The organism is Agromyces sp. Soil535 (assembly GCF_001428255.1).
Classification (GTDB): domain Bacteria; phylum Actinomycetota; class Actinomycetes; order Actinomycetales; family Microbacteriaceae; genus Agromyces.
On sequence record NZ_LMRW01000023.1, the window covers coordinates 26,059 to 50,011 of the forward strand.

The following is a 23,953-nucleotide window of genomic DNA, read 5'->3' on the forward strand; positions in this document are numbered from 1 at the left end:
AGACATGCACGACACCGCAACCGAGCACGAGCGACTCCTTCTCGATTCCATCCCCGACCGCCTCCTCATCGGCGGCGCGTGGTGCCCTGCGTCGAACAGGCAGACCTTCGACGTGGACGACCCGGCGACGGGATCCGTCCTGAAGTCGATCGCCGACGCCTCGTCGGCCGACGGGATTCGTGCATTCGATGCGGCGGTGGTCGCCCAGGCCGGATGGGCGAACACCGCCCCCCGGGTTCGCGGCGAGATCCTCCACCGCACGTTCGACCTGCTGCAGGAACGCCGCGACGACGTGGCGCTGCTGATCTCGCTCGAGATGGGCAAGCCCCTCGCCGAAGCCCAGGGAGGGGTCACCTACGGCGCGGAGTTCCTCCGCTGGTTCTCCGAGGAGGCGGTGCGCATCTCGGGCCGCTTCGGCGACAACCGGGAGGGCACCGGCCGCATGGGGGTCTCACAGCGGCCGGTGGGTCCCTGCTACCTGATCACGCCGTGGAACTTCCCGATGGCGATGGCGACACGGAAGATCGCCCCCGCCCTCGCGGCCGGCTGCACCGTCGTCGTGAAGCCGGCGGAGGTCACACCGCTGACCACCATGTTCCTCGCGACGCTGTTCGAGCAGGCGGGCCTGCCCGCGGGTGTGCTCAACATCGTCACCACCACGAGCTCGGCCGCGGTGTTCGAGCCGATCATCGCCGACCCGCGGCTTCGCAAGCTCTCCTTCACCGGTTCGACTCCGGTGGGGCGCACGCTGATCAGGCAGGCCGCGGACAACGTGCTGCGCACGTCAATGGAACTCGGCGGCAACGCCCCGTTCGTGGTGTACGAGGACGCCGACCTCGACAAGGCGGTCGACGGGGCGATGGCCGCGAAGTTCCGCAACGTCGGCCAGGCCTGCACGGCCGCGAACCACTTCATCGTGCACACCGCGGTGGCCGACGACTTCGCTTCCCGGCTCGCAGCGAAGGTGTCGGCGATGCGCATCGGGCGCGGCACCGAGGCCGACCTCGCCGTCGGACCCGTGATCAACGCGAAGGCGGTGGAGAAGGCCGCCTCGCTCGTCACCGACGCCGTCGCGCGCGGCGCGACGGTCCTCACGGGAGGTCGGCCCATCGAGCGTGCGGGCAGCTTCTACGAGCCCACCGTCATCATCGGGGTGCCCGCCGATGCCGAGATCCTCCGGGAGGAGATCTTCGGACCCGTGGTCTCGATCATCGAGTTCGCCGACGAGGCCGAAGCGGCCCGCCTGGCCAACGACACCGAGTACGGGCTCGTGAGCTACGTGTTCACCGAGTCTCTCGCCCGTGCCAACCGGATGATCGACGCGCTCGACACCGGAATGATGGGTGTCAACGTCGGCGTGCTCTCCCATGCGGCAGCTCCGTTCGGTGGAGTGAAGCAGTCCGGCGTCGGGCGCGAGGGCGGCGCCGAGGGTATCCACGAGTACCTTTCCACCAAGTACACCCTCATCCCCAACGTCTGACCTGCCAGGAGAGATCCACCATGCCGACGACCCGTTTCACCGTCACCGGATCGTCGCAAGTGACGCCGACCATCACGCGCGTGCACCTCAGGACAGATGACCTGTCCGCATTCGCGGACAGCACGTTCACCGATCGGTACGTCAAGCTCGTCTTCCCGAAGACCGGCGTGGAGTATCCGGACCAGATTGACGTGCGCGGCCTGCGAGGCGTCCTCCCGGCCGAACAGCTGCCCGACGTGCGAACGTACACGGTGCTCCACCCCGACGGGGAGGCGGGCACGATCGACATCGACTTCGTCCTGCACGGGCCGGTCGGCATCGCGGGGCCGTGGGCGTCCGCGGCGAAGCCCGGCGACGAGCTGATCGTGAACGGGCCGGGTGGTGCGTACCGCCCCGACCCCGACGCGGCGTGGCACCTGCTCGTCGGAGACGAATCCGCCATTCCGGCGATCACTGCGGCGCTGGACGCCCTGCCGGGCGACGCGGTCGCCCGGGTCGTGCTCGTCGTCGATTCCGTCGAGCACGAGCCCCGGCTGATGCTGCCGCGGGACGGGGCCGTCACCTTCGTGCACCGCGGCGGCGACACGGGCGCCGAGCTCGAGGGGGCCATGCGCGCGGTCGAGTGGCTAGATGGTCCGGTCCACGCCTTCGTCCACGGCGAAGCAGAGGAGATCATGAAGAGCGTCCGCCCCTACCTGCGTGCCGAACGCGGGGTGCCGCGTGAGTCGCTGTCGATCTCCGGGTACTGGAGGCGGGGGAGGACCGAGGACGGGTTCCGCGAGTGGAAGGCAGAGCAGGCTCGCCTGGACGGCGAGCGGGAGACGCCGAAGGGCGGCCGCCGTTGATGGCGACCGCCCTTCGGCGTGCTGGTGCCTAGCGGTTGCCCGATCCCTCGGTCGCCTCGCTGAAGGGGCGAGCGATGATCGTTGCGCGCACCGTCGTCTGGGTGTGACGCTCAACAGCCTTGTTCGGCGAACCGCCGTTCGGCTCGCCCCAAACCAGCTCGACCCGGTCTCCGATGCGGTGCTCGTCCTCGTCGATCATGCCGAGCGAGATCCATCCGCGGACGTTCGACGAGTAGTTCGGCAGCATCGCGATGCCGACGAGCTCGCCGTCCTTCTCGATGCGGTCCCACTGGGACGCCGTGTAGAAGGCGGCCGGCATCTCGATGTACTTGAAGCGCTTGTCGCCCTCTTCGTACATGCTCGCGAAGATCTTCGCGACATCCTCACGCTCCCACTTGATCCACGCCTTGACGCGGCGCTTCTCGTCGATTCGGCGTTCGAGCGCCTCCCGGCCGATGAACTCGTGGTCGAACTTCGCGATGTGGGTGTAGCCGATGTCCCACGGCGTGACGTAGTAGTCCTCGATGTCGTCGGAGACGAAGCTGCCTCCGAGCGCGAGGTTCGCCTCGAAGGACTTGGCGGGCAGCCACTCGCGGAACGGCTTCATCTCCTCGCTGCTGTAAATCGCAGGCACGGTGTTCGCGATCCAGCCGGACTCGCCTGCGACCGACGCGTACGCGCGCCCGCCGATCTGGGTGATGCCGTACTCCGCGCCGGCCTCGAGCAGCGTCGAACGCACGCCCTCGAGGTCCTCCCACGGGCCGAAGAACTCCAGGCCCGGGAACCCGGACATGCGGTGGTTCAGTGCAGTGGTCTCGTACTTGCCGATCTTGAACTTGCCCATGTGGAAGAACTTGATCTCGGGCAGCGGCCCCCCGTTGACCTTCTCGAAGATGTGGTCGGCGTTCGGGCCCTGCAGTTGTAGGCGGTAGAACTCTCGACCGTTTGGGTTGGAGACGCTCCGCTCGTCACGGCTGAGGGTGACGTCGTAGTCGCCGGTCTCGGCGTGGAACTGGACCCAGTTCGACACCGGCGGACGGCCGACGATCCGGACGTGGTTCTCGTCCAGGCAGAACAGGATGGCGTCGCCGATCATGTAGCCATCGTGGCCGACCGCGATGAGCTGCTTCGCCTTCATCGGACCGAACCCCTTAAAGCTGTTCGCGCCGATGTCGGACAGGAGCCTGTACGTGTCGGGGCCCTTCACCGTGAGGTCGTTCATGTGCAGCGACAGGTCCATCAGGGCCGCCGACTTCCGCCAGGACTCCTGCTCGTCGCGCCAGTTGCTGAACTCCGGCTTGACGGGGAACTGATAAGCGCCGGAACGCCCGCTCTGCAGGAGCTTCAGCGGGCCGCCGGCGGCCTGGATCTCGTCTTCGAGACTTGCCATGGTATTTCCTTTCGGCAATGGTGCCCGCTTCGGCGCGGGATCCTCACCACCTTATAACAGATATCTGTCATGATGACAGAGAACTGTTAATGCGAGACGAGCGACCTCAGCACGTCGCGTGTGTATTCGACCTGATGTACCCGTAGCCCCCACACGCCGGCTTCAGCGCCGATCAGGCTGATGGCAGCCGTCATCACGTCCCGGGAGGCGGGGGAGTCGAGGTCGCCGAGCGTGGCGCCCAGAAAACGCTTGCGAGAATGTCCGAGAAGGATCGGTGCCCCGAGGGAGCGTAGTTCGCCGAGTCCGCCGATGATCTCCCAGTTCTGGGGCGCGGACTTGCCGAAGCCCAGGCCTGGGTCGAGGATCACCCGCTCGAGTCCGGCCTCGCGGCAGCTCTCCAGTCGCTGCCCGAGATCATCGACCACGGAGGCCAGAATGCTCCCTGGTGGCGGGGGGCTGTCGGCGCCGCCGGCCCAATGTGATGCGATGAAGGTGGCGTTCGATTCTGCGACGACACCGAGCATTCGCGGATCGCACAGTCCTCCGGACACGTCATTGATGAATTCGGCACCCTCTGCAAGTGCAGCCAGGGCGACTTCACTGCGGCGCGTGTCTACGCTGACCCTGATTCCGCGCCGGACGAGACGCTCGATCACGTGCCGGACCCGGCGAAGTTCTTCCTCCGCCGAAACCGTGGACGCGCCTGGTCGAGTGGATTCGCCACCCACGTCGATGATGTGCGCCCCACACGCGACAAGCTGCAGCGCGTGCTGCTCGGCGCGCTCCACGGTGGTGAATCGACCACCGTCGCTGAAGGAGTCGGGAGTGACGTTGAGAACGCCGACGATGCGCGCGCCGCGACGTCGCGACGACGTGCTCACCTCAAGTGTTTCCATATTCAAACCACGTTGAACGGATATGTAATAGTTACAGATCACTGTAAACTACCACTACACTTGCAACTGTTCACTTCAATCGCCGCATCGGGAGGAAACATGTCGACGACATCCCCAATCTCCGCGGAATTCTCGTGGGAAGAAAGTCTTCCGTACACACTGTGGCGAACCCAGAACGCTGTTCACCGGTTCGTGCAGTCCGAGGTCGAGGACCTCGGCGTTACGGTGACGCAGCTCGGGCTGGCCGTACACCTTCACAAGCTCGGCCCTCTGTCTGCTTCGGACATGTCTCGGGGCTTCCGGATCACCCCACAGAGCGTGGCCACCGCGCTCGCTCGTCTTGACCGCATCGGATGGGTGCGGCGGCAGCCGCACCCGGTGCACGGCCGCGTGGTGCTCTACACGATGACGGATGTGGGGCTCCGCGGCGTGAACGAGGGGACGAAACGAATGGCCGGAGTCACGGCGCGGGTAGCCGGAATCGTCTCCGATAGCGACGCGGAGGAAGCGGTGGTGAGCGAGCTTCGCAGAATCCTCCACGCGCTCGAGGGGAGCAGTCGGCCGATGGAGCTCCTCTGGCCGGTCCAAGGTCGCTGAAGCAGACCTTCAACTACTTGGCGCGCGATCGCGGAAGATCCGCTCTCGCGCCGGGCAACAGAAAACACGAGCAGTACTCAATGGAGAGGAACTTCACATGGCTGCACCGAGCCTTCAGGACGGCATCGACCAGGCAGGATCCCCGATCCGGCTTCTCTGGAAGCCTGACGCCGCGCCATGGGCGCCGCCCGTAGTGGATGCCGAGTACGTGGGATGGGCCGCAGAACAGGACGCGTGGCGAACGGGTGTTGCGATCAGCGACCTCTCGTACCACATGTCGGACACGTTCCTCGAGGGCCCGGACGTCGTCCGACTCCTGAGCGACGTGAGTGCGAACAACTACGAGAACTTCGCGATCGGCCAAGCCAAGCAATTCATCCCGGTGGCTCGCGACGGCAACATCATCTCGGACGGCATCCTGCTCCGAACCGGCGAGGCCACGTTCGTCCTGAGCGGTGTGCCCGCGGCCCAGAACTGGGTCGCGTACCACGCCGAGCATGGAGGCTACGACGTGGCCTTCTCAGTCGATCCAGATCGCTCCTTCATCCGTGAGGACCCGCGCCTCTTCCGGCTCCAAGTGCAGGGACCCAGGGCTCTCGCCCTCGTTGAAGAGGCATTCGGCGCACCGCTGCCCGAGACGAAGTTCTTCCACTCGACCATGGTCAACCTCGCCGGCCGCAACATCCGTGCACTCCGGCACGGCATGGCCGGTCAGGCGGGCTTCGAGTTCATCGGCGACTATGCCGATCACGATGCAGTCAAGGACGCGCTGCTGAACGCCGGCGAGCCACTCGGCGTCGCGCACCTCGGCGCCATGAGCTACGCGACGAACGGCGTCGAAAGCGGATGGATTCCGACCCCCACCCCCGCGATCTACACCGACCCCGATCTGCAGGACCTGCGCCGGAACCTCGGCCTGTTCTCGTTCGAGGGGCAGAACCCGCTCTACGGCAGCTTCTACTCCGATGACATCACGGACTTCTACACGTCGCCGTGGGAGCTCGGTTATGGGCGCTCGCTCTCGTTCAATCACGACTTCATCGGGCGGGAAGCGCTCGAGCGCGAGCGCAACGAGGTATCCCGTACGAAGGTCACCCTCGAATTCGATCTGGACGACGTCAGGGAGGCCATCGGGCCCGACGCCGAATATGCCCTGAGCTATGGGCGATACCGCGTCGAAGCTCCGCAGGGCGGCCTCGTCGGCACGGCGTTCTACACGGCCCGGATCGCGCCGGTGGGCACGGTGCTCTCCCTGGCTCTCGTCGACCATGCCGTCGCGACGCCGGGCATCGAGGTCGAGGTTGTCTGGGGGCAGCATCCCGGGCACGGAACCGCTCCAGACGCAGACCTCGGCCTGCCGCGAATCCGTGCCACGGTGCAGCCGACGCCGTACGACGAGTTCGCACGGACGCGCTACCGCCAGGGTGGTCAGGGCGTCCGCACGCTGTACAGCCTCGGTCAGAGCTGAGGCGAATCATCGGACTCCTCCCGTCCGCCGGGGATGCGGCGGGAGGAGTTCGTTGATTGCGTGACTTTTACAGATGTCTGTAATAATATGAGTCACGTGAAATAGTTCTGCGACAGTGCACCACAAGGAAGTCCATGCACTCTCTGCCACCCCGGAACTCACATCAGGCGAAAGGAAGCCGATGCTCAACACCATCTCCCCAGCGATGTTGCTGGAAGAGTTCTCACTTGAGATGACCGGTAAGGATGTCCCCGGACTCGAGGAGGCTGCGGATCTGATCCCGCCCTCGACGAGGATCAACGTGACCTTTCTGGGCAACGAGAACCTCGAGACGCGGCTGGCCACGTCGCGTGCGGTGCACGAACGAGGATTCACTCCCGTCCCGCACATCTCCGCTCGTCGGCTCGCCAGCCGCGGCCAGCTCGAGGAGTTCCTCGGCGCGCTCCGGGACCAAGGCACCTCATCCGAAGTATTCGTCGTCGGCGGCGACCCGCACACGCCCGAGGGTCCCTACGAGGATTCTCTCCAGGTCATCCAGACCGGTCTCCTGCAGGCCTACGGAGTCCATCAGGTGGGCATCGGCGGTTATCCCGAAGGTCACCCCGACATCTCCGATGCTCAGTTGTGGAGCGCACTGACCGGCAAAGCCGCTGCGTTGAGGGAACAGGGCCTCGAGGGCACGATCATCACGCAGTTCGGATTCGATCTCGCCCCGGTGTTCTCCTGGATCGAGCGCGTCCGAGACCTCGGCATCGACCTCCCCATCAGGATCGGCGTCCCCGGCCCCGCGGGCATCAAGCGCCTCCTCACCTTCGCGGCGCGGTTCGGCATCTCCTCCAGCGCCGGCATCGCCAAGAAGTACGGGTTCTCGCTGACGAACCTGCTCGGCACCGCTGGTCCGGACAAGTTCATCACGCAGCTCACCGATGGCTACGACGCGGACAGGTACGGCGACTTGAAGCTGCATTTCTACACATTCGGCGGCCTGCGGGCGACGTCGGAATGGATCACGTCGTTCTCGGAGGATCAGAAATGACCATGACCGAGGTGCGGACTGCGCCAGCGCCGGCGCTCAGCTCAGTTCGCGATCAGGCATGTCTGATCGTGCACGGAAGGGACCGTGCAGGCATCGTTGCTGCGACGTCCTCTGTGCTCGCCCGCCATGGCGCCAACATCGTGTCGCTCGACCAGTACAGCGACAACCCAGAAGGCGGTCGGTTCTATCAGCGCACCGTGTTCCATCTGGACGACTTGGTGGTCACTCGCGAGGCGCTCGAGAAGGACCTCGACGCGACACTCTCCGGTGTGTACGGTCTCGAGTGGACGCTCACTGACCGATCGTCGCTCAAGCGGGTGATCATCCTGGCGTCGAAGTCCGATCACTGCCTGCTCGACCTGCTCTGGCGTCACCGCCGCGGTGAACTTCCGATGACCGTGCCGATGGTGATCTCCAACCACACTGACCTGGCGGAGGAGGTCCGAGCCTTCGGCATTCCCTTCTTCCACGTGCCGTCGGTCGCTGGTCCGGACAAGTCAGCGGCAGAAGAGAAGATCGTCGAACTCATCAAGGGCAACGCCGACCTCGTCGTGCTCGCACGATACATGCAGATTCTGTCGCCTGGGTTCCTCGCAGCCGTTGGCGTACCGGTGATAAACATCCATCACTCGTTCCTTCCCGCGTTCATCGGTGCAGCGCCGTACCGCAAGGCCAAGGAACGCGGCGTGAAGCTCATCGGCGCGACTGCCCACTACGTCACCGAAGAACTCGACGAAGGTCCGATCATCGAGCAGGACGTTGTGCGCGTCTCCCACGCGGACACCGCGACCGACCTGCAGCGTCGGGGTGCAGATGTGGAGCGCGCGGTCCTTTCGCGCGCTGTCGCGTGGCATTGCGACGACCGGGTGATCCGTGCCGGCAAAGAGACGATCGTCTTCTGAGATGTCGGCGAAGCTGCTCGACGGCACCGCAACGGCTGCCGCAATCAAGAACGAGCTCTCCGAGCGAGTGGCCGTCCTGCGAGCGCGAGGTGTCGTCCCAGGTCTCGCGACGGTGCTCGTCGGCGAAGACCCGGGCTCTCAGTGGTACGTCGCCGGGAAGCACCGCGATTGCGCCGAGGTGGAGATCGCCTCCATTCGCCGCGACTTGCCGAGCGATATCGACCAGGCCGGACTCGACGCCGTGATCGCCGAGTTGAACGCGGACCCTCGCTGCACGGGCTACATCGTTCAACTCCCCTTGCCGAATCACCTCGACACTGACCGGGTGCTGGGGTTGATCGACCCTGCAAAGGACGCTGATGGGCTGCATCCGACCAATCTGGGTCGGCTCATGCTGAACGTAGGAACGCCGATAAGCACCCCGCTTCCGTGCACCCCGCGTGGAGTCATCGAGTTGGTCGAGTGGCATGGACTCTCGTGGAACGGTGCGAACGTTGTCGTGATCGGGCGGGGTGTGACAGTCGGCCGCTCGATCGGAGCGCTGCTCACTCGCCGCGAGTACAACGCCACGGTCACGCTCACGCACACCGGAACGAGCGACCTGTCTGCCCACCTCGGCGGAGCCGACGTGATCGTTGCAGCCGCGGGAGTGGCGGGTCTCGTTCGCCCGGAGGACGTGAAGCCGGGAGCGATCGTTCTCGACGTGGGGGTATCCCGGCAGATCGATCCGGAGACCGGAGCGAGCAAGGTCGTCGGCGACGTCGACCCTCGAGTCAGGGATGTCGCCGGTTGGCTATCGCCCAACCCTGGCGGCGTCGGGCCCATGACCCGAGCGCTGCTGCTCGCCAACGTGGTGGAAATGGCCGAACGAGCCTGATCCACGCCGATAGATCTTGAAATGACTCAACGTTGAGAGGAAATGAGAATGAACGCACCAACCCTGCAGGACGGGATCGACAAGGCGGGATCCGCAATCAACCTGCTCTGGAAGCCCGGAGTGAAGCCGTGGACGGTGCCAGTCGTGAAGCCCGAATTCGTGGGCTGGAGCGAGGAGCAGGACGCCTGGCGAAGTGGGGTCGCATTGTCCGACCTTTCGTACCACATGTCGGACACCGTCATCGAGGGACCGGACGCGACGCGCCTGCTCAGCGCCGTCAGCGCGAACAACTACGAGAACTTCGCCATCGGGCAGGCCAAGCAGTTCATTCCGGTTGCGGCGGACGGCAACATCATCGTGGACGGAATCCTGCTTCGTGAAAGCGAGAACCGCTACACGCTCACTGGTGTGCCAGCCGCACAGAGCTGGGTCAAGTACCACGGCGCGACCGGGGGCTACGACGTGGAATTCTCCACCGATCCCGACTCCTCGGTGCGCAAGGACGGCGACCCGAAGTTGTTCCGCTACCAGATCCAGGGCCCGGATGCCCTCGACCTGGTGGAACGCGCATTCGGCGGGCCTCTTCCCGAGACCAAGTTCTTCCACTCGACGATGACCGAACTGGCTGGGAAGCCAGTGCGTGCGCTGCGCCATGGAATGGCCGGTCAAGCCGGCTATGAGTTCATCGGAGACTACGCCGACCACGAGGCGGTGAAGGCTGCCCTGCTGAAGGCGGGAGAGCCGCTCGGAATGGTACAGGTCGGCGGCCTCGCCTACTTCACGAATGGGGTCGAAAGCGGCTGGATCCCCACCCCGACACCCGCGATCTACACCGATCCGGAACTCGCCGACTACCGCAACTCCTTGAGCCTCTTCTCGTACGAGGGACAGAAGCCGCTGAACGGCAGCTTCTTCTCGGAGAACATCGAGGACTACTACGTCTCCCCTTGGGAACTCGGCTACGGCCGGTCGATCTCGTTCAACCATGACTTCATCGGACGAGACGCCCTTCTCCGGGCGAAGGATGCTCCGCGCCGCACCAAGGTGACGCTCGAATTCAACATCGACGACGTGCATCGCGTGCTGGGCAACGACCTCGGACACACTCTGACCTACGCTCGCCACCGGGTGGAGAGCGCCGGGGATCTCGTCGGCACGACGTTCTACACCGCGCTGATCGGCCCGGTGGGTACCGTGCTCTCCCTCGCGCTCATCCAACCCGAGTTCGCGGAGCCGGGGACTGAGGTCGAGGTCGTCTGGGGCGAGCACCCGGGAGCAGGGACTGCCCCGGACGCCGATCTCGGCTTCCCGCGCATCCGCGCCACCGTGCAGCCCTCGCCCTATGACGAGTACGCGCGCACTCAATACCGCCTCAACCGGGTCTGACCGGGTACTGCGAGCCGTGTCGGTATGGAGCGCCAGGCGGCGCGTTCCGACACGGCTCGCATGAAAGAAAGGGAGTGGTGCCCAAATGGACAGCACCACGCAACTCGTCTCCGACACCGTCGCCGAGCAGTCAATAGCGGAGGTTCTCGACCTCGTTGGAGCGTCGCGGACCGGGAACGTCGACAAGTCACCGCGGCGCATCATCGAGGCATGGCGCTTCGCGTGTCGGGGTGTGGACCTCGATCCGGCCGAGGCGCTCGGACAACCCGCGGCAAGTTCGTCGACCGCCGAGGTGAGCATCTCTGGCATCCCGGTGCTCTCGACCTGCGAACACCAGTTCCTCCCGTTCTTCGGGACTGCGACGATCACCTATGCCCCGGCCGGTCTCATCGTCGGTTTCGGCAGGATCGCGAAGATGGTGGACATTCTCGCGGGCCGCCCCCAGCTTCAGGAACGCCTCACGTCCAGCATCGCCGACGTGTTGGAGTCAGTGCTGCACCCCATCGCCCTTCGCGTGGAGCTCACCTGTACGCAGACATGCATGATGATGTCTCCGGCGATGACCCTCGATAGCACTGTGCGCACAGTCGAGTCCCGGGGTTGGAGTCTGGGATCACAGCCATGATGCACACCCGATCGAATCCTCTGTACAGGTGATGCCCGCCATGACGATGGCGGATCTCCGCGAGGAGATGATGGCCTTGAGTACTGGTGCCGTGAAGTCGGAGACGTTCGACATCCGGGTCGATCCGGAGGTCGCCTTCAGCGAGATCATCGACCGCCGGGGGTACGCGTACTGGCTCGACGCCGGCCCGAGCGCGGATAGCGGCTGGTCGTACATGGGTCAGGTCGGAGGCGGGTTCGACGAGTCACCCGGATTCGTGATCCTGGGCGAGCCCGATCAGGGTCGTACGCGCATCCTTCAGCCGGCGACGGGCTGTGCCCTTGACGTCGAGGATTCCGTGATCGGTGTCGTCAGCGACACGCTCCGACGCCTGGAGGCGCTCTCCGAGGGATGCAGCTTGGGTTGTGTCGGCTGGATCGGGTACGAGTCTGCGGCGCTCGAGTCTGGCGCGGCACCTCGTGCCAGCACCGCGGATCCTGATTCCGTACTGCTGTACCCCGCACGGCAGATCGCGTTCGATCATTCTCGACGACAGGTTCGATTGTCCTCTCTGCTGACCGGCGACGCCGAGTCCGACGATCAGTGGAGGCGTCGGATGCTGGCCGCGCTGCGGGCGTTGGATGGACGGTGCCCGACGGAGCCGGTTCGCCCACCCGAATTAGAGCCGGTGACGGCGCGCAGCTCCCCAGGGGAGTACCGGGCGCAGATAGAGGAGTGCCAGCGGCGCATCGCGGACGGCGATGCCTACCAGCTCTGTCTGACCAACCAGTTCCGGACCACGACGGACGAGGATCCGCTCGCCATCTATCAAAGGCTTCGCCGCATCAACCCCACTCAACACGGCGGATTCATCGTCGCCGGCGAGCACTCGCTGCTGAGCTCCTCACCGGAGATGTTCCTGGACGTCGCCAGCGATGGACTTGTCACGACGAAACCGATCAAGGGGACGCGGCGGCGCGGCGGAACCCCACGCGAAGATCGGCACCTCCTCGAAGAGCTCCGCAACGACTCCAAGGAGCTCGCCGAGAACCTCATGATCGTCGACCTCATGAGAAACGACCTCACCTCCGTGTCCGAACTGGGCTCAGTTGTGGTGCCGTCATTGTTCGACGTCGAGGAGCATCCGAACGTGTTCCAGCTGGTCAGCACGGTACGCGGCAGGCTGCGCCCCGGGACCAGTCTCCGCCAACTCCTTCGCAGCACCTTCCCTGCCGGGTCGATGACTGGCGCTCCCAAGGCTGCGGCGATGCAGATTCTGCATGGCCTGGAAGCATCGCCGCGCGGCGCATACGCAGGAGCCTTCGGGTACATGGGCGTAGACGGGAATGTGCGTTTGGCGATGACCATCAGGACCATCATGCTCAACGGTTCAGAGGTCCGGATCGGGTCAGGTGGGGGGATCACCGCGCTCTCCCAGCCCGACTTCGAGATCGAGGAGACCGTTATCAAGATCCGGCCACTGCTCACTGCGCTCGGTTCGTCGATCGGAGACTTCGGTGGCTACCGGTAGGCAGATGATCTACGAATCCCTCATGTCGAGGGCAGGGGACGCTGAACCCCAGAAGCGTCACGGCCCGACACGGCGCGTCCTCGATATCTTGGAGTGGCCGGACCGTGACTTCGAGTTCATCCATGTGACAGGCACGAACGGGAAGAGCAGCACCAGTCGCATCGCCTCGTCGATCCTGGAGCAGCACGGCATGAAGGTCGGCTTGTTCACGAGTCCGCACCTCGTGTCGTTCCGTGAGCGCATCGTTTTGAACGGGACACCGATATCCGAGGAGCAGCTCGAGACGGTATGGGCCGAGGTCGCGGCCGCGATCGCCATCGTGAACGCGGAACTCGAGTCGAACGGCTCACCGTTCGTCACGTTCTTCGAGGCGCTCACGTGCCTCGCCTATACCGCTTTCTCGCGCGGCGGCATGGACGCCGCGGTCATCGAGGTAGGGATCGGGGGGAGTTGGGACGCCACCAACGTCGCCGACGGTCGCGTCGCCGTGCTCACCCCGATCTCCCTCGACCACGTCGCTCGACTGGGTGCCACGCTGCCTGAGATCGCCAGGGCCAAAGCCGGCATTATCAAGCCCGGCAGCACCACGATCCAGGCGCCGCAACATGCGGTCGTCGAAGAGGTCCTCATCAAATGCGCCAACGAGAACAACGCCACAGTCGTTCGCGCCGGTCGGGACTTCGAGGCCACGGTCATGGACGCGACGGAGCACAGCCAGACCATTCGCATTGACGGGCCGTTCAGCTTGCCACCGGAACGGAAGCTCAACCTGGCTGGATCTGTTCACGCGATCAACGCCGCCGTCGCGGTGGCCGCCAGTGCCGCCTTCCTCAGCCCGCGCGACTTGGATCCGACGGCGGTGCGGGCCGGCCTCCTCAGCGCCACGTCTCCCGGTCGCATGCAGACTGTGTCCATAAACCCGCGCGTGCTGCTGGACGCCGCCCACAATCCTGCCGGTGCGGAGGCCTTGGTCGGGGCACTTCGGGCCCTGTATCCCGCGCGTTCCATCGCCTTCCTCATCTCCGTCTTGAACGACAAGGATGCGCGAGGGATCGTCCGTGCCCTCTCAACGGTTGCGGACTCGTTCTTCATCACGGATTCCGGATCCATCCGAGCCACTGACTCCGCCGCGCTGCTCGACATAGCTCACGCAGAAGCTCCGACGATTCCAGCGCGGCGCTTCTCGTCGCCGGCCGTGGCGATGGACGCAGCGCTTGCATGGGTCGCAGACGATGCGTAGCGAATGATCGTTGTCACGGGCTCCATCACGCTCATCGGCCAATTCGCCACGGTACCGCCCGTCGGGGGCGGGAGCAGCGACGGCGGGAGTGCCCGTTCAGATTGACCGCGACGCTGACTACGCTACCGACGGCAATAGGCGCCTGCCAGGCGTGCGCCTCATGTCACCCACGAATGGGCCAGAGAAGCTCCATCGGGCGGTCGCTTCCCTCCAGTTCCAACAGGATCCGGCGGAATTCATCGATGACCATCGGTGCAGCGCCTTCGGAGAGCATGGATGTCAGATTCTCCGTCACGACGGCCATACGTTCGGTCCCCTGGCGTACACCCGTGACGCCTTCCTCTGATAGCCGGAAGAGCACTACGCGCCCGTGCACAGGGTGCGGGGCTCGTTCCACCCAGCCGATCTTCTCCAGACGGCTGAGCGCCGTGGACACACTCTGCGGCGTTATACGGAAGCCTCGCGACATGTCTGACGCCGAAAGCGGTCCCAGCTTGTGTAAGTGCACTGCGAGACCGAGCTGGGTGACGGTGACACCGATGTCGTCGATCATTGGCTGGATGTAGCGGTGTACAGCATTCTGGGTGCGCCAGAGTAGGTAGGGAAGGCTGTCTTCCCAGCTGAATTCCTCTCCACTGTCCGTCGTCGACGGCATGGCACTCCCATCTGATCGCTCTCACGCCATCGTAGACAACGCTGCCACTACGTGCTTGCTTCAGTCGGGTCCGCGTCGTTGCATTTCCGTGTCACGAGCTCCAGTGCCGTTCATGCGTCGCGAGTTCAGACAACCGGCGCATGCCACCCACGGCGCATGAGGCAGTGCCGTCGACGCGTGCGCGTCAGGCGTGACGCCGCAGGCAGCCACGCCGGATCGAGCAGCGAGTGCGCGCGAGAGGTTCTCCGTCGGGCCGGTCTGCCCGAGCGTGGGGAAACCCTCGTCGTGCTGCGCTGCTGACCCCGCGGGTTGGCGCCGGTGATGGCATCGAGCCTCACCGGACGCGTATTCGACACCCTCACGCACGCGCAGGCGGAGCTGGACGCCTGGGTGTCCGGGTACAACAATGACCGCCCGCATCAGGGCATCGGCATGGTCACCCCGGCGGCACGGTTCGCGTCCTCGTTGGCGGCCGAGGTGCCGATGACCGTGGACGCGTCCGCGCTGGAGCAGGACCGGCACGGTGATGACTGGATCACCCGCACTGTGAACGCGGTCGGCGTGGTCAGTGTGGCGTGGCAGGCGGTCAGCGTCGGCAAGCACCGCGCCGGCGCCCACGTGGACATCCACGTCACCGACGAGCTCCTGCAGATCTGGGACGGGGCTGACTTGTTGAAGACCGCCGTCCGCTCCGATCCAGGGAAGGAGATCCGGGTGAAGAAGGCATTCACCATTTCCCCGCGCGGGGCCCAACCTGTTCCACAAGAGTGTCAACCATCTCCCGACACTCCAACGTCAGGTATCACCCGAAGACGCACAACGACGTCGTCGCGATCATCTCCGTTGAGCTCGCCATCGCCATACAGGCACTGGTCCTCGAGAATTCCGGAGCCTCGCGTTGGACCACCTGGGGGTCGATTTCGGCGGCATCCGCGCCCATGACGATGTGTCGCCGTCGCGTCGATCATCCGCATGATCTTCGCCCAACCCGACCCCGCCACGTGCACACCCCGTTCGACTAAGTCACCCGGATGCTGGAACCCAAAGGGGTGCGGCGGGTCAAGATCCGGGAACAACTGCACGCCGCATCGGAGTTGCACGCACAGCTAATTCGGACTATAAAATAACCTACGAAAGAACTTCGGCGCAGAAGGAACAGGAACGATCGATGGCGAAGAAGGCATCCATGAAGGACGTGCGGCGCACGAATCGCGCGCTGATCCTGCGGCATCTGCTCCTCAACGGGCCGACGTCCCGTATTGAGATCGGCGCGGCGACGGGCCTGTCGCCCGCGACCGTCACCAGTGTCGTGAACGGCCTGCTAGCAGAGGGCGTCGTCAAGGGTGACGGCTTTCTCGAATCCGACGGCGGGCGTCCGCGTGCGATCCTTGCCATCGATCCAGATGGCGCATGGGTGATCGGTGCCGACATCAGCGAGTCTCTCGTGAGGGTGGAACTGTTCGACCTCTCGCTGCGCCGCCTCGCGGCCCGCGAGTACCCGTTCGAAGAGCGGCATCTTGAAACCTCCACGGTGCGGGACATCCTGCGTGACGCGACTCGCGGACTCCTCGACGAGGTGGGCGGCCACCGATTCCGAATGCTGGGGCTCGGCCTCGGCGTCCCGGGCATCGTGGAGGGCACCACCGGCGACAGCGACGACGCGATCATCCACGCCGACGTGATCGGCTGGCACTCGGTCGACTTCGCCGGGCTGACCGACGAGCTCGGATTTCCCGTCTATATCGACAACGGCGCGAAGACGACGACGCAAGCGGAGTCCTGGCTGGGGTCGGCGCGTGGACTCGAGCACAGCATCGTCGTGCTCATCGGTGAGGGTGTCGGCGCCGGAATCATCACTGACGGACGCCTGTACCGCGGCTCATCGAGCAGTGCCGGCGAATGGGGCCACACGAAGATCAGCTTCGACGGGCCGTCGTGTCGATGCGGGTCGCGTGGCTGCGTCGAGACCTTCGTCGGAGCATCCGCCGTTCTGGCTCGCTGGAAGGGGACCGACGCCTGGAACGGGCGAGAGGCCGATGGGATCGATGCGCTGTTCGCCGCGCGACGTGCGGGAGACGAAGCCGCAATCAGTGCGGTCGACACGCTCATCGACCAGCTCGGGCTCGCACTGGCGAACCTCGTCAATCTCTACAATCCGCAGAAGATCATCATCGGGGGATGGTTCGGGGACCGCATTGCGACCGACCTCCTCGACGAACTGCGTCGCGCGACGTGTGCGTACGCACTCGAGCAACCCGGGAATGAGGCCGTGCTGGCGCGGTCGAAGCTAGGCCAGGACGCGGTCGCCCTCGGCGCCGCAACCCTTGCCATCGACCGTTTCGTCGAAACGGGTTGGCCCAACTGATTCACCTCAATGACCGGAACCAGCCGGTCGCAACGCTCCACCCCCCAACACAACCCCACTCAAAGAGGAGAAACCCATGAAATCGCGTTCATCCACCCGCACCGTCGTGACAGGCGCGGCAGTCGCGGCACTCTCCGTCGGGCTGCTCGCCGCGTGTTCCACGGCCGACGCCGGCAGCAGTGGCGGCGAGCAGGCATCGGGCGAGATCCGCGTCCTCGCGGTCGAAGGTCCTGAGACCGACGCGCTCGCCGCTGAGGCCGCGACCTTCAGCGACGAGTCCGGCATCGAGGTCAAGGTCGACAAGGTCGCCCGAGACGTCTGGGGCCAGCGCAAGGTCGCCGAACTCACGCAGGACGCCGGCACGTACGACGTCGTCTTCCTCGGCGGCGGCGACGATGCCGTCTGGATGCTCGAACACGCCCACGTGCAGGACCTGACGCCGTACCTCGGCGAAGACGTCGTCGACGACGTGGTGAACCACGAGCTGTTCACGACCGACGACGGCGCCTTCGTCGGCGCACCGCAGTACTACAACTTCCCGGTGACGCTCTACCGTGCCGACCTCTTCGGCGACGCCGACGAGCAGGCCGCATTCGAGGCGGAGTACGGTCGTGAACTCGCGGCGCCGACGACCTTCGACGAGTTCGTCGACGTCGCCACGTTCTTCAACCGTCCGGACGAGGGGCTCTACGGCACCTGCCTGGGCGGCGTCGACTGGTCGGTGTTCCTCGACGACACCTACTTCACCTACGGCCAGGGATCGAACTTCGGAGACCTCGAGACCGGCGAGCTGACGCTCGACACCCCCGAGCAGGTGAAGTCGTTCGAGTACATCGACAAGCTGACCTCGCTGAGTGCCCCCGGATGGGAGGCGCTGAGCTTCTTCGACTGCGACAACCAGATGAAGGCCGGCTCGGTCGCGCTGTACCAGAACTGGCTCTACGCATGGAACGCGGTCGGTTCCGAAATGGGTGACAAGCTCGCTATCGCACCGCCCGCCGGCGAGCAGACCCACCTCGGGGCGATGCTCGCCACGATTCCCGAGGGCGCTCCCAACCCCGACGGCGCGGGTGAGTTCATCAAGTGGATGCTCGCCGACGACTTCCAGCTCGCTCAGACCGAGCAGACCGGCAACCTGCCTGTGCTGCAGAGCCAGCAGGACGCGGAGGAGTTCGCCACTGCCCTTCCCGAACTCGACATGCTCAAGACCGTCGCCGACCGGCTCACCTACCTTCACTCGACGTGGTCGGGCGAGCTCGGCTCCGGCGTCTCGGAGGCCATTGCCAAGGTATACAGCGGCGAGATGACCGCGGCCGAGGCTGCGAGCTGGCTGCAGAACGAGAAGTTCGCCGGACGCAAGGCGATCGAGTGACCAGTTCCACCTTGATCCGTCGCGGGGAGGGCACGAGCCCCTCCCCGCGGCGGGACCGCCCCAGCGCTCCCCGAGAGACCCTCAAGGCGTCGCAGGAAACTTCGCGACGCCGTCGCCGAATCGGGCTGGCGTTCACCATCCCGTCGCTCGCGTTCGTGGGCCTGGTGATGGCGTACCCGATCGTCTACCTCGTCTACCTCTCGTTCAACACGTATCGGCCGCTGTCGTCGCCAGACGTGACGCCCGCCGGTCTGTCGAACTTCATCGAGTTGTTCACCGACTCGACCGTCGGCAACTCGCTTGTCGTGACACTGCAGTTCACGATTGCCTCGGTGCTCCTCGAGGTCGTCGGTGGCACGCTCTGCGCCGTCCTGCTCGCGAGCGTCATGCTCGGCGTCCGTGGTCGCGCGGCGAAGATCTACTCGCGCGTGCTCGGCTCGGCGTACATCATCCCGTTCGCCGTTCCCGCCATCGCTGGCGCGTATGCATGGCGGATGCTGCTTGACGCGCAATTCGGCCCGGTGAACGCCGTGCTCGGCACCAACATCCCGTGGCTCGTCGAGTTCCCGTTGCTGTCGATCATCGTCATCGACGCCTGGAAGATGATGCCGTTCGTCATCTTCGTGATGCTCGCCGCAGTCATGTCCATCGAGCCCACGCAATACGAGGCCGCCGCCCTCGACGGTGCAGGCGCGGCCCGGCAGCTCTTCACCATCACGCTCCCGTCCATCCTGCCGATCATGGTGATCACCGCGGCATTCCGCGCAGTGGACGCGTTCACGAAGGTCTTCGACACCGTGTTCGCCACGACCGGCGGCGGACCCGGGGACGAGACCCGGGTGCTCCCGCTCCTGATCTGGCGCACCGCGTTCACCCATCTCGACTTCGGCGCAGCATCAGCGCAGGCGCTGATGGCCCTTGCGATCTCCGTCGTGTTCGGGGCCGCACTGCTCATCTCCCAGCGGAGGAATGCCCGATGACGATGTCATACCACACCCGTAAACGCCTCGGCGTGACCGCCTCGAGCGTGACGCTGACCGTCATCGCCGTGATCATGCTCGTGCCGATGGCCTGGATGGCGTTCACCTCGTTCAAGCCCGACGCAGACATCTTCACCACGACGCCACTGCAGATCCCCGAGGCGTTCTCGCTCGAGCACTACTCGAACCTCTTCTCCCAGTTCCACTTCGGGCCGTCGTTCGTGAACTCGGCGATCATCGCGATCGCGACCGTCGTGATCAGTGTCGGCGTCGGCGGTCTCGCGGCGTACGGATTCGCCCGGTACCCCTGGCGCGGTTCCGAGGTCGCGCTCGGGTTTCTCATGGTTGCCCGCATGGTGACTCCGGCGGCCCTGGTCGTCCCGATGTACGTCATCATGCAGTCCCTCGGCCTGCTGAACTCGGTCACCGGCGTCATCGTCGGCGTCACGGTACTGAACCTGCCGTTCGTGATCTGGATCCTGAAGCCGTTCTTCGAGACCGTTCCGAGAGAAGTGGAAGAGGCCGCCGAGCTCGACGGGCTTTCACCGTTCGCGGTGTTCTTCAAGGTGGTGCTGCCCTTGGCAAAGCCGGGCATCATGACGGCGGTCCTCTATAGCTTTCTCGCCGGGTGGACCGACCTGCTGTTCCCGATGACCTTCATCACCGACGCCGAGGTCATGCCGCTGACCTCGAGCCTGCTGCAGATGCAGACCGGCTACAAGATCTACTGGGGCGAGCTCATGGCCGGCGGCATCGTGCTCACGCTGCCGGCGGTCATCCTCTGCTTCGCGCTGCAGCGCTATCTGCTCCGCGGGCTCCGCACCGGCTATTAGAACCCGCGTACTCCGCGCAGCCGCAGCCGCGCTGACGCGCGCCTCCAACCGCTTCAATGAAGAGAGAAGAACGGACAACGATGACAAAGCTCGCAGGAGTTCGCTGGGGAAGCGCGACAGCCGCGTACCAGATCGAAGGCGCCGTCACCGACGGAGGCCGAGTCGCCACCATCTGGGACGAGTTCACTGCCCGACCCGGCACGACGACCAGAGGCGACACAGGCGCCCAGGCCTGCGGCGCCTATGACGACCCCGAGGCGATGCTCGACGCGATCGAATGGCTCGGCCTCGAGACGTACCGCTTCTCGATCGCCTGGAGCCGCATCATCACCGGGCCGGATGGCCGAAGCAACCCCGAAGGCATCGCGTACTACCGGCGCATCCTCCAAGTGCTGCGAGACCGCGGCGTCACCCCCACCGCCACCCTCTACCACTGGGACCTGCCACAGTGGCTCCAGGAGCGCGGTGGCTGGACAGACCTCGCGACGACGGACGCATTCGTGCATTTCGCGAACGTTGCCGCGCGTGAACTCGGCGACCTCGTCAACGACTGGATCACCGTGAACGAACCGTTCTGCGCGGCGTTCCACGGCCACCTGAGTGGACTCCACGCTCCCGGCATCCAGGATGAACCGACGGCGCTGCGGGCCGCCCTCGTGCAACTGCACACCCACGGCGAGGCCGTTCGTGCGCTCCGTGCCGTCAACCCCGACTTCCGCATCGGGCTGGCGCTGAATCTCTCCGACCTCGCACCGGCCACCGAACACCCCGAAGATCTCGAAGCGCTCCGGCGGGCCGACCTCGTCGAGAATCGACTCTTCCTGCACACCGTTCTGCAGGGACGCCTGCCCGAAGACACCGCGGCGTACTTCGGCGTCGACGTCCTCTCGGGCGCTGTCGAAGGAATCGACGTGTCGCGGATCGCCGAACCGCTCGACTTCATCGGCATCAACTACTACGAACACAACGTCATCCGAGCCGCCGAGGCGGGAACCGACGTCATCGTGCGGGGCATCGAGAAGCTCCCTGTCCCAGAGCCGCGCAGTGCGAACGGTGTCGCCGTTCGCCCTGACGGGTTCACCCGGGTCCTGCTTCGCGTGGCCGCCTTGGCCCCGGAGCTGCCGATCTGGGTGACCGAGAACGGCATCGGGCTCTGGGACTACCTCGGACCGGACGGAATGTGCAACGACGTCGAACGCGTCGCGTTCATCGACGGATACCTCGACGCGCTCGCCGATGCAATCGCAAGCGGCGCCCGCATCGAGTCCTACTACTTCTGGGCACTCATGGACAACTTCGAATGGGCGCACGGCTACCAACTGCGGTACGGGCTCTTCTACACCGACTACCCGACGGGCCGAATCATGCCCAAGGCGAGTGCCGATCGGTATCGCGTTCGTATCGCTGAGGAGCGACCCGACCTCGTGGAGATCGACCGTCGCGACGGAGCGGCGGCATGAGGGAAAGGAACACTATGGGACGCACGCAATCACGGGCGAGTGTTGTCGTCGGCGTTGTCGGCACCTTGGTCGCCGGTATGGGATTGGCGGCCGCGGTCGGCCCCGCCCAGGCGGTTGAGAGTACGACACTCTCGGTCTGGCAGTCCGACAGCACCGGCGCGCAAGACGTTCAGGTGCAGCCGGATGTGACGCTCGGCAGCGTCAGCGATGGCGCCATCAACGTGCGGGTCGATGACAGCCTGCAGTATCAGCCCTACCTGGGCGTCGGTGCCTCGTTTTCAGACTCATCTGCCAGCCTCCTCTCGGACCTGAAGACGAGCAACCCGACCCGGTACGAAGAGCTGATGACTCGCATCTTCTCGGTCGCCGAGGGTGACGGGCTCGCGATGTGGCGGGTACCGATGGGCGCATCGGACTTCACGGAAGCTTCGGTGCACTGGACGAACGCCGACGTCCAGGGTCCGGCCGGGGATCCGCTCGCGAACTTCGGCCTGACTGAGCATGACACCGACGAGATCATCCCGGTCATCCAGGACGCGCTCGCGATCAACCCCGACCTGAAGATCATCGCGAGCCCGTGGACTGCGCCCGCGTGGATGAAGACGAACAATTCGTTGATCTGCAACACCAACGGCCAGGACAGCGAACTGCTACCCGGCTACTACGGCGCTTGGGCCGACTACTTCGTGCGCTGGATCGACGAGTACCAGGCGAATGGCATCCCGATCTGGGCGATCACCCCGCAGAACGAGCCGAAGTACTGCCCCGACACGTACACCGGAATGAGCTGGTCCGAGTCGCAGATGCTCGATTGGGTCAACAACCACCTTTACCCGACCCTGCAGCAGGAGAGCCTCGACCCGAAGATCCTCGGGTTCGATCACAACTTCACCTACTCATCCTTTGCCGAGGCACTCGTGAACGGCACCTCGAACACGGTGATGGACGGCTTGGCGTGGCACTGCTACGACAACAATGCCGACCCGGCATTCATGACGAAGTTGCGGAACATGGATCCGAGCCGGATCGTGATCGAGACCGAATGCTCGTCGAATACGCTTCCGACCGACATCATCCGGTTCAGCACCGCTGAGATGGCGCTCGAGTCGTTCCAGAACTTCGCACAGGGCGCCATTCTGTGGAACCTCGCCCTCGACAGCGAAGGCGGCCCCCACCTCGGTGGTTGCGTGGGGTGCCTGCCCATCGCCACGGTCGAGATGAGCGGTGGAGTCACCGACTGGGAGCTGCATCCCAACCTCTCGAGCCTCGCGCAGATCTCACGATTCGTGAAGCCCGGTGCCGTTCGCATCGACTCCACCGTCGACGCCCAAAGCATCGTGACCGCGGCGTTCGCCAACCCCGACGACAGTGAGGTGCTCGTCGCGACGAACGTGTCGCCGGATCCCGTGACGTTCACCGTCACCTGGAACCGCAGCGGGTCGTTCTCGTACACCCTTCCGTCGCATAGCGTCGTCACCTTCACCGGCCAGGTGCCCGGGGCGGCGCAACTGGACGCCACGCCGACGGCTGGAAAGACGTACCGCATCGTGTCGCGTGCCAGCGGCAAGCCGATCGGAGTGTGCGCGGGTGCGACGAACGACGGTGCCTGCCTGATGCAGTGGAGCGATGATGGTGACGCCGACCAGCGCTGGACGCTTGCTGACGCCGGCAACGGGTACATTAATCTGGTCAATGTCGGCAGCGGCAAGGCGATGGATGTCCCGGACGGATCAACCGTCGATGGCACCCAACTGCAGCAGTGGACCATCATCGGTACGGGTAACTGGAACCAGCAGTGGCGCATCGAGCACGTCTCGGACGGCTGGTACACCATCGTGAATCGTACGAGCGGGGACGCCGTCGACGTCGCGAGCAGTTCGGTATCGGACGGCGCATCGATCCAGCAGTGGTCGGCCGTGTCCGGGAACACGAACCAGCAGTTCCGATTCGTTCCCTACAACTAGTCGAGCAACGCGGTGGGGGCCTCGTTCGGGGCCCCCACCGGCACGATGCGGCTCACCGCTGAACGAAGGACC

The 23,953-nt window shown here is 65.1% G+C and carries 21 protein-coding genes; 18 read left to right on the forward strand and 3 right to left on the reverse strand.

The window, feature by feature from the left end; all coding sequences use genetic code 11:
* The first annotated feature begins 4 nt into the window (after positions 1 to 4).
* Both ASG80_RS13210 and ASG80_RS13215 read left to right on the forward strand, forming a co-directional pair.
* The gene (locus ASG80_RS13210; RefSeq protein WP_056731444.1) at positions 5 to 1,480 is read left to right on the forward strand and encodes an NAD-dependent succinate-semialdehyde dehydrogenase; all 1,476 of its coding nucleotides are present in this window, start codon (positions 5 to 7) and stop codon (positions 1,478 to 1,480) included.
* Between the two features lie 20 nt (positions 1,481 to 1,500).
* Positions 1,501 to 2,325, forward strand: coding sequence for a siderophore-interacting protein (locus ASG80_RS13215; RefSeq protein ID WP_056731446.1), 825 nt, complete (start codon positions 1,501 to 1,503; stop codon positions 2,323 to 2,325).
* A gap of 28 nt (positions 2,326 to 2,353) precedes the next feature.
* On the opposite strand, the gene ASG80_RS13220 is transcribed toward ASG80_RS13215, so the two are convergent.
* Together ASG80_RS13220 and folP are read right to left on the reverse strand one after the other, a co-directional pair.
* Entirely contained in the window at positions 2,354 to 3,715 is a 1,362-nt protein-coding gene (locus ASG80_RS13220; RefSeq protein WP_056731448.1) for a glycine cleavage system protein T, read from the reverse strand.
* Between the two features lie 86 nt (positions 3,716 to 3,801).
* Entirely contained in the window at positions 3,802 to 4,611 is an 810-nt protein-coding gene (gene folP, locus ASG80_RS13225) for a dihydropteroate synthase (protein ID WP_056731449.1), read from the reverse strand.
* A gap of 99 nt (positions 4,612 to 4,710) precedes the next feature.
* On the opposite strand from folP, the gene ASG80_RS13230 reads away from it, so the two are divergent.
* The 9 genes from ASG80_RS13230 to ASG80_RS13270 all read left to right on the forward strand — a co-directional run bounded on the left by ASG80_RS13230 (position 4,711) and on the right by ASG80_RS13270 (position 14,252).
* A complete protein-coding gene (locus ASG80_RS13230; RefSeq protein WP_056731451.1) occupies positions 4,711 to 5,208 on the forward strand; it encodes a MarR family winged helix-turn-helix transcriptional regulator in 498 nt (165 codons plus the stop codon).
* A 97-nt stretch (positions 5,209 to 5,305) separates the two neighbouring features.
* On the forward strand, positions 5,306 to 6,676 hold the full coding sequence (locus ASG80_RS13235) for an aminomethyltransferase family protein (protein WP_056731453.1): 1,371 nt from the start codon (positions 5,306 to 5,308) through the stop codon (positions 6,674 to 6,676).
* Between the two features lie 115 nt (positions 6,677 to 6,791).
* Positions 6,792 to 7,712, forward strand: coding sequence for a methylenetetrahydrofolate reductase (locus ASG80_RS13240; RefSeq protein WP_369816263.1), 921 nt, complete (start codon positions 6,792 to 6,794; stop codon positions 7,710 to 7,712).
* Positions 7,709 to 8,614 carry a formyltetrahydrofolate deformylase gene (purU, locus tag ASG80_RS13245; RefSeq protein WP_056731455.1) on the forward strand — a complete coding sequence of 302 codons (906 nt, stop codon included), beginning with the start codon at positions 7,709 to 7,711 and terminating at the stop codon, positions 8,612 to 8,614. Before ASG80_RS13240 ends, purU begins: the two co-directional genes overlap by 4 nt.
* A 1-nt stretch (position 8,615) precedes the next feature.
* Positions 8,616 to 9,491, forward strand: coding sequence for a bifunctional methylenetetrahydrofolate dehydrogenase/methenyltetrahydrofolate cyclohydrolase (locus tag ASG80_RS13250; RefSeq protein WP_056731457.1), 876 nt, complete (start codon positions 8,616 to 8,618; stop codon positions 9,489 to 9,491).
* Positions 9,492 to 9,539: 48 nt separating this feature from the next.
* Positions 9,540 to 10,877: an aminomethyltransferase family protein gene (locus ASG80_RS13255; protein WP_056731459.1), complete on the forward strand. Its 1,338-nt coding sequence runs from the start codon at positions 9,540 to 9,542 to the stop codon at positions 10,875 to 10,877.
* A gap of 85 nt (positions 10,878 to 10,962) precedes the next feature.
* A complete protein-coding gene (locus ASG80_RS13260; protein ID WP_056731461.1) occupies positions 10,963 to 11,502 on the forward strand; it encodes a GTP cyclohydrolase I in 540 nt (179 codons plus the stop codon).
* 31 nt (positions 11,503 to 11,533) lie between these two features.
* Positions 11,534 to 13,012, forward strand: coding sequence for an aminodeoxychorismate synthase component I (pabB, locus tag ASG80_RS13265; protein ID WP_056731465.1), 1,479 nt, complete (start codon positions 11,534 to 11,536; stop codon positions 13,010 to 13,012).
* 4 nt (positions 13,013 to 13,016) lie between these two features.
* Positions 13,017 to 14,252, forward strand: a complete 1,236-nt coding sequence (locus tag ASG80_RS13270) for a folylpolyglutamate synthase/dihydrofolate synthase family protein (RefSeq protein WP_082590320.1) — start codon at positions 13,017 to 13,019, stop codon at positions 14,250 to 14,252.
* A 163-nt stretch (positions 14,253 to 14,415) separates the two neighbouring features.
* Here ASG80_RS13270 and ASG80_RS13275 read toward each other — a convergent pair whose 3' ends face one another.
* Entirely contained in the window at positions 14,416 to 14,907 is a 492-nt protein-coding gene (locus ASG80_RS13275; RefSeq protein WP_056731466.1) for a MarR family winged helix-turn-helix transcriptional regulator, read from the reverse strand.
* 321 nt (positions 14,908 to 15,228) lie between these two features.
* On the opposite strand from ASG80_RS13275, the gene ASG80_RS23035 reads away from it, so the two are divergent.
* From ASG80_RS23035 to ASG80_RS13310, 7 genes are all read left to right on the forward strand, one after another.
* Positions 15,229 to 15,849, forward strand: coding sequence for an integrase core domain-containing protein (locus ASG80_RS23035; protein WP_082590321.1), 621 nt, complete (start codon positions 15,229 to 15,231; stop codon positions 15,847 to 15,849).
* A gap of 226 nt (positions 15,850 to 16,075) precedes the next feature.
* A complete protein-coding gene (locus tag ASG80_RS13285; protein WP_056731472.1) occupies positions 16,076 to 17,272 on the forward strand; it encodes an ROK family transcriptional regulator in 1,197 nt (398 codons plus the stop codon).
* Between the two features lie 76 nt (positions 17,273 to 17,348).
* On the forward strand, positions 17,349 to 18,644 hold the full coding sequence (locus ASG80_RS13290) for an ABC transporter substrate-binding protein (RefSeq protein WP_056731474.1): 1,296 nt from the start codon (positions 17,349 to 17,351) through the stop codon (positions 18,642 to 18,644).
* A complete protein-coding gene (locus ASG80_RS13295; protein WP_156401843.1) occupies positions 18,641 to 19,624 on the forward strand; it encodes a carbohydrate ABC transporter permease in 984 nt (327 codons plus the stop codon). Before ASG80_RS13290 ends, ASG80_RS13295 begins: the two co-directional genes overlap by 4 nt.
* Positions 19,621 to 20,457: a carbohydrate ABC transporter permease gene (locus ASG80_RS13300; RefSeq protein WP_056731478.1), complete on the forward strand. Its 837-nt coding sequence runs from the start codon at positions 19,621 to 19,623 to the stop codon at positions 20,455 to 20,457. Before ASG80_RS13295 ends, ASG80_RS13300 begins: the two co-directional genes overlap by 4 nt.
* 80 nt (positions 20,458 to 20,537) lie before the next feature.
* Positions 20,538 to 21,917, forward strand: coding sequence for a glycoside hydrolase family 1 protein (locus tag ASG80_RS13305; protein WP_056731480.1), 1,380 nt, complete (start codon positions 20,538 to 20,540; stop codon positions 21,915 to 21,917).
* A gap of 14 nt (positions 21,918 to 21,931) precedes the next feature.
* Entirely contained in the window at positions 21,932 to 23,881 is a 1,950-nt protein-coding gene (locus ASG80_RS13310) for an RICIN domain-containing protein (RefSeq protein ID WP_235508323.1), read from the forward strand.
* Positions 23,882 to 23,953: the final 72 nt, after the last annotated feature.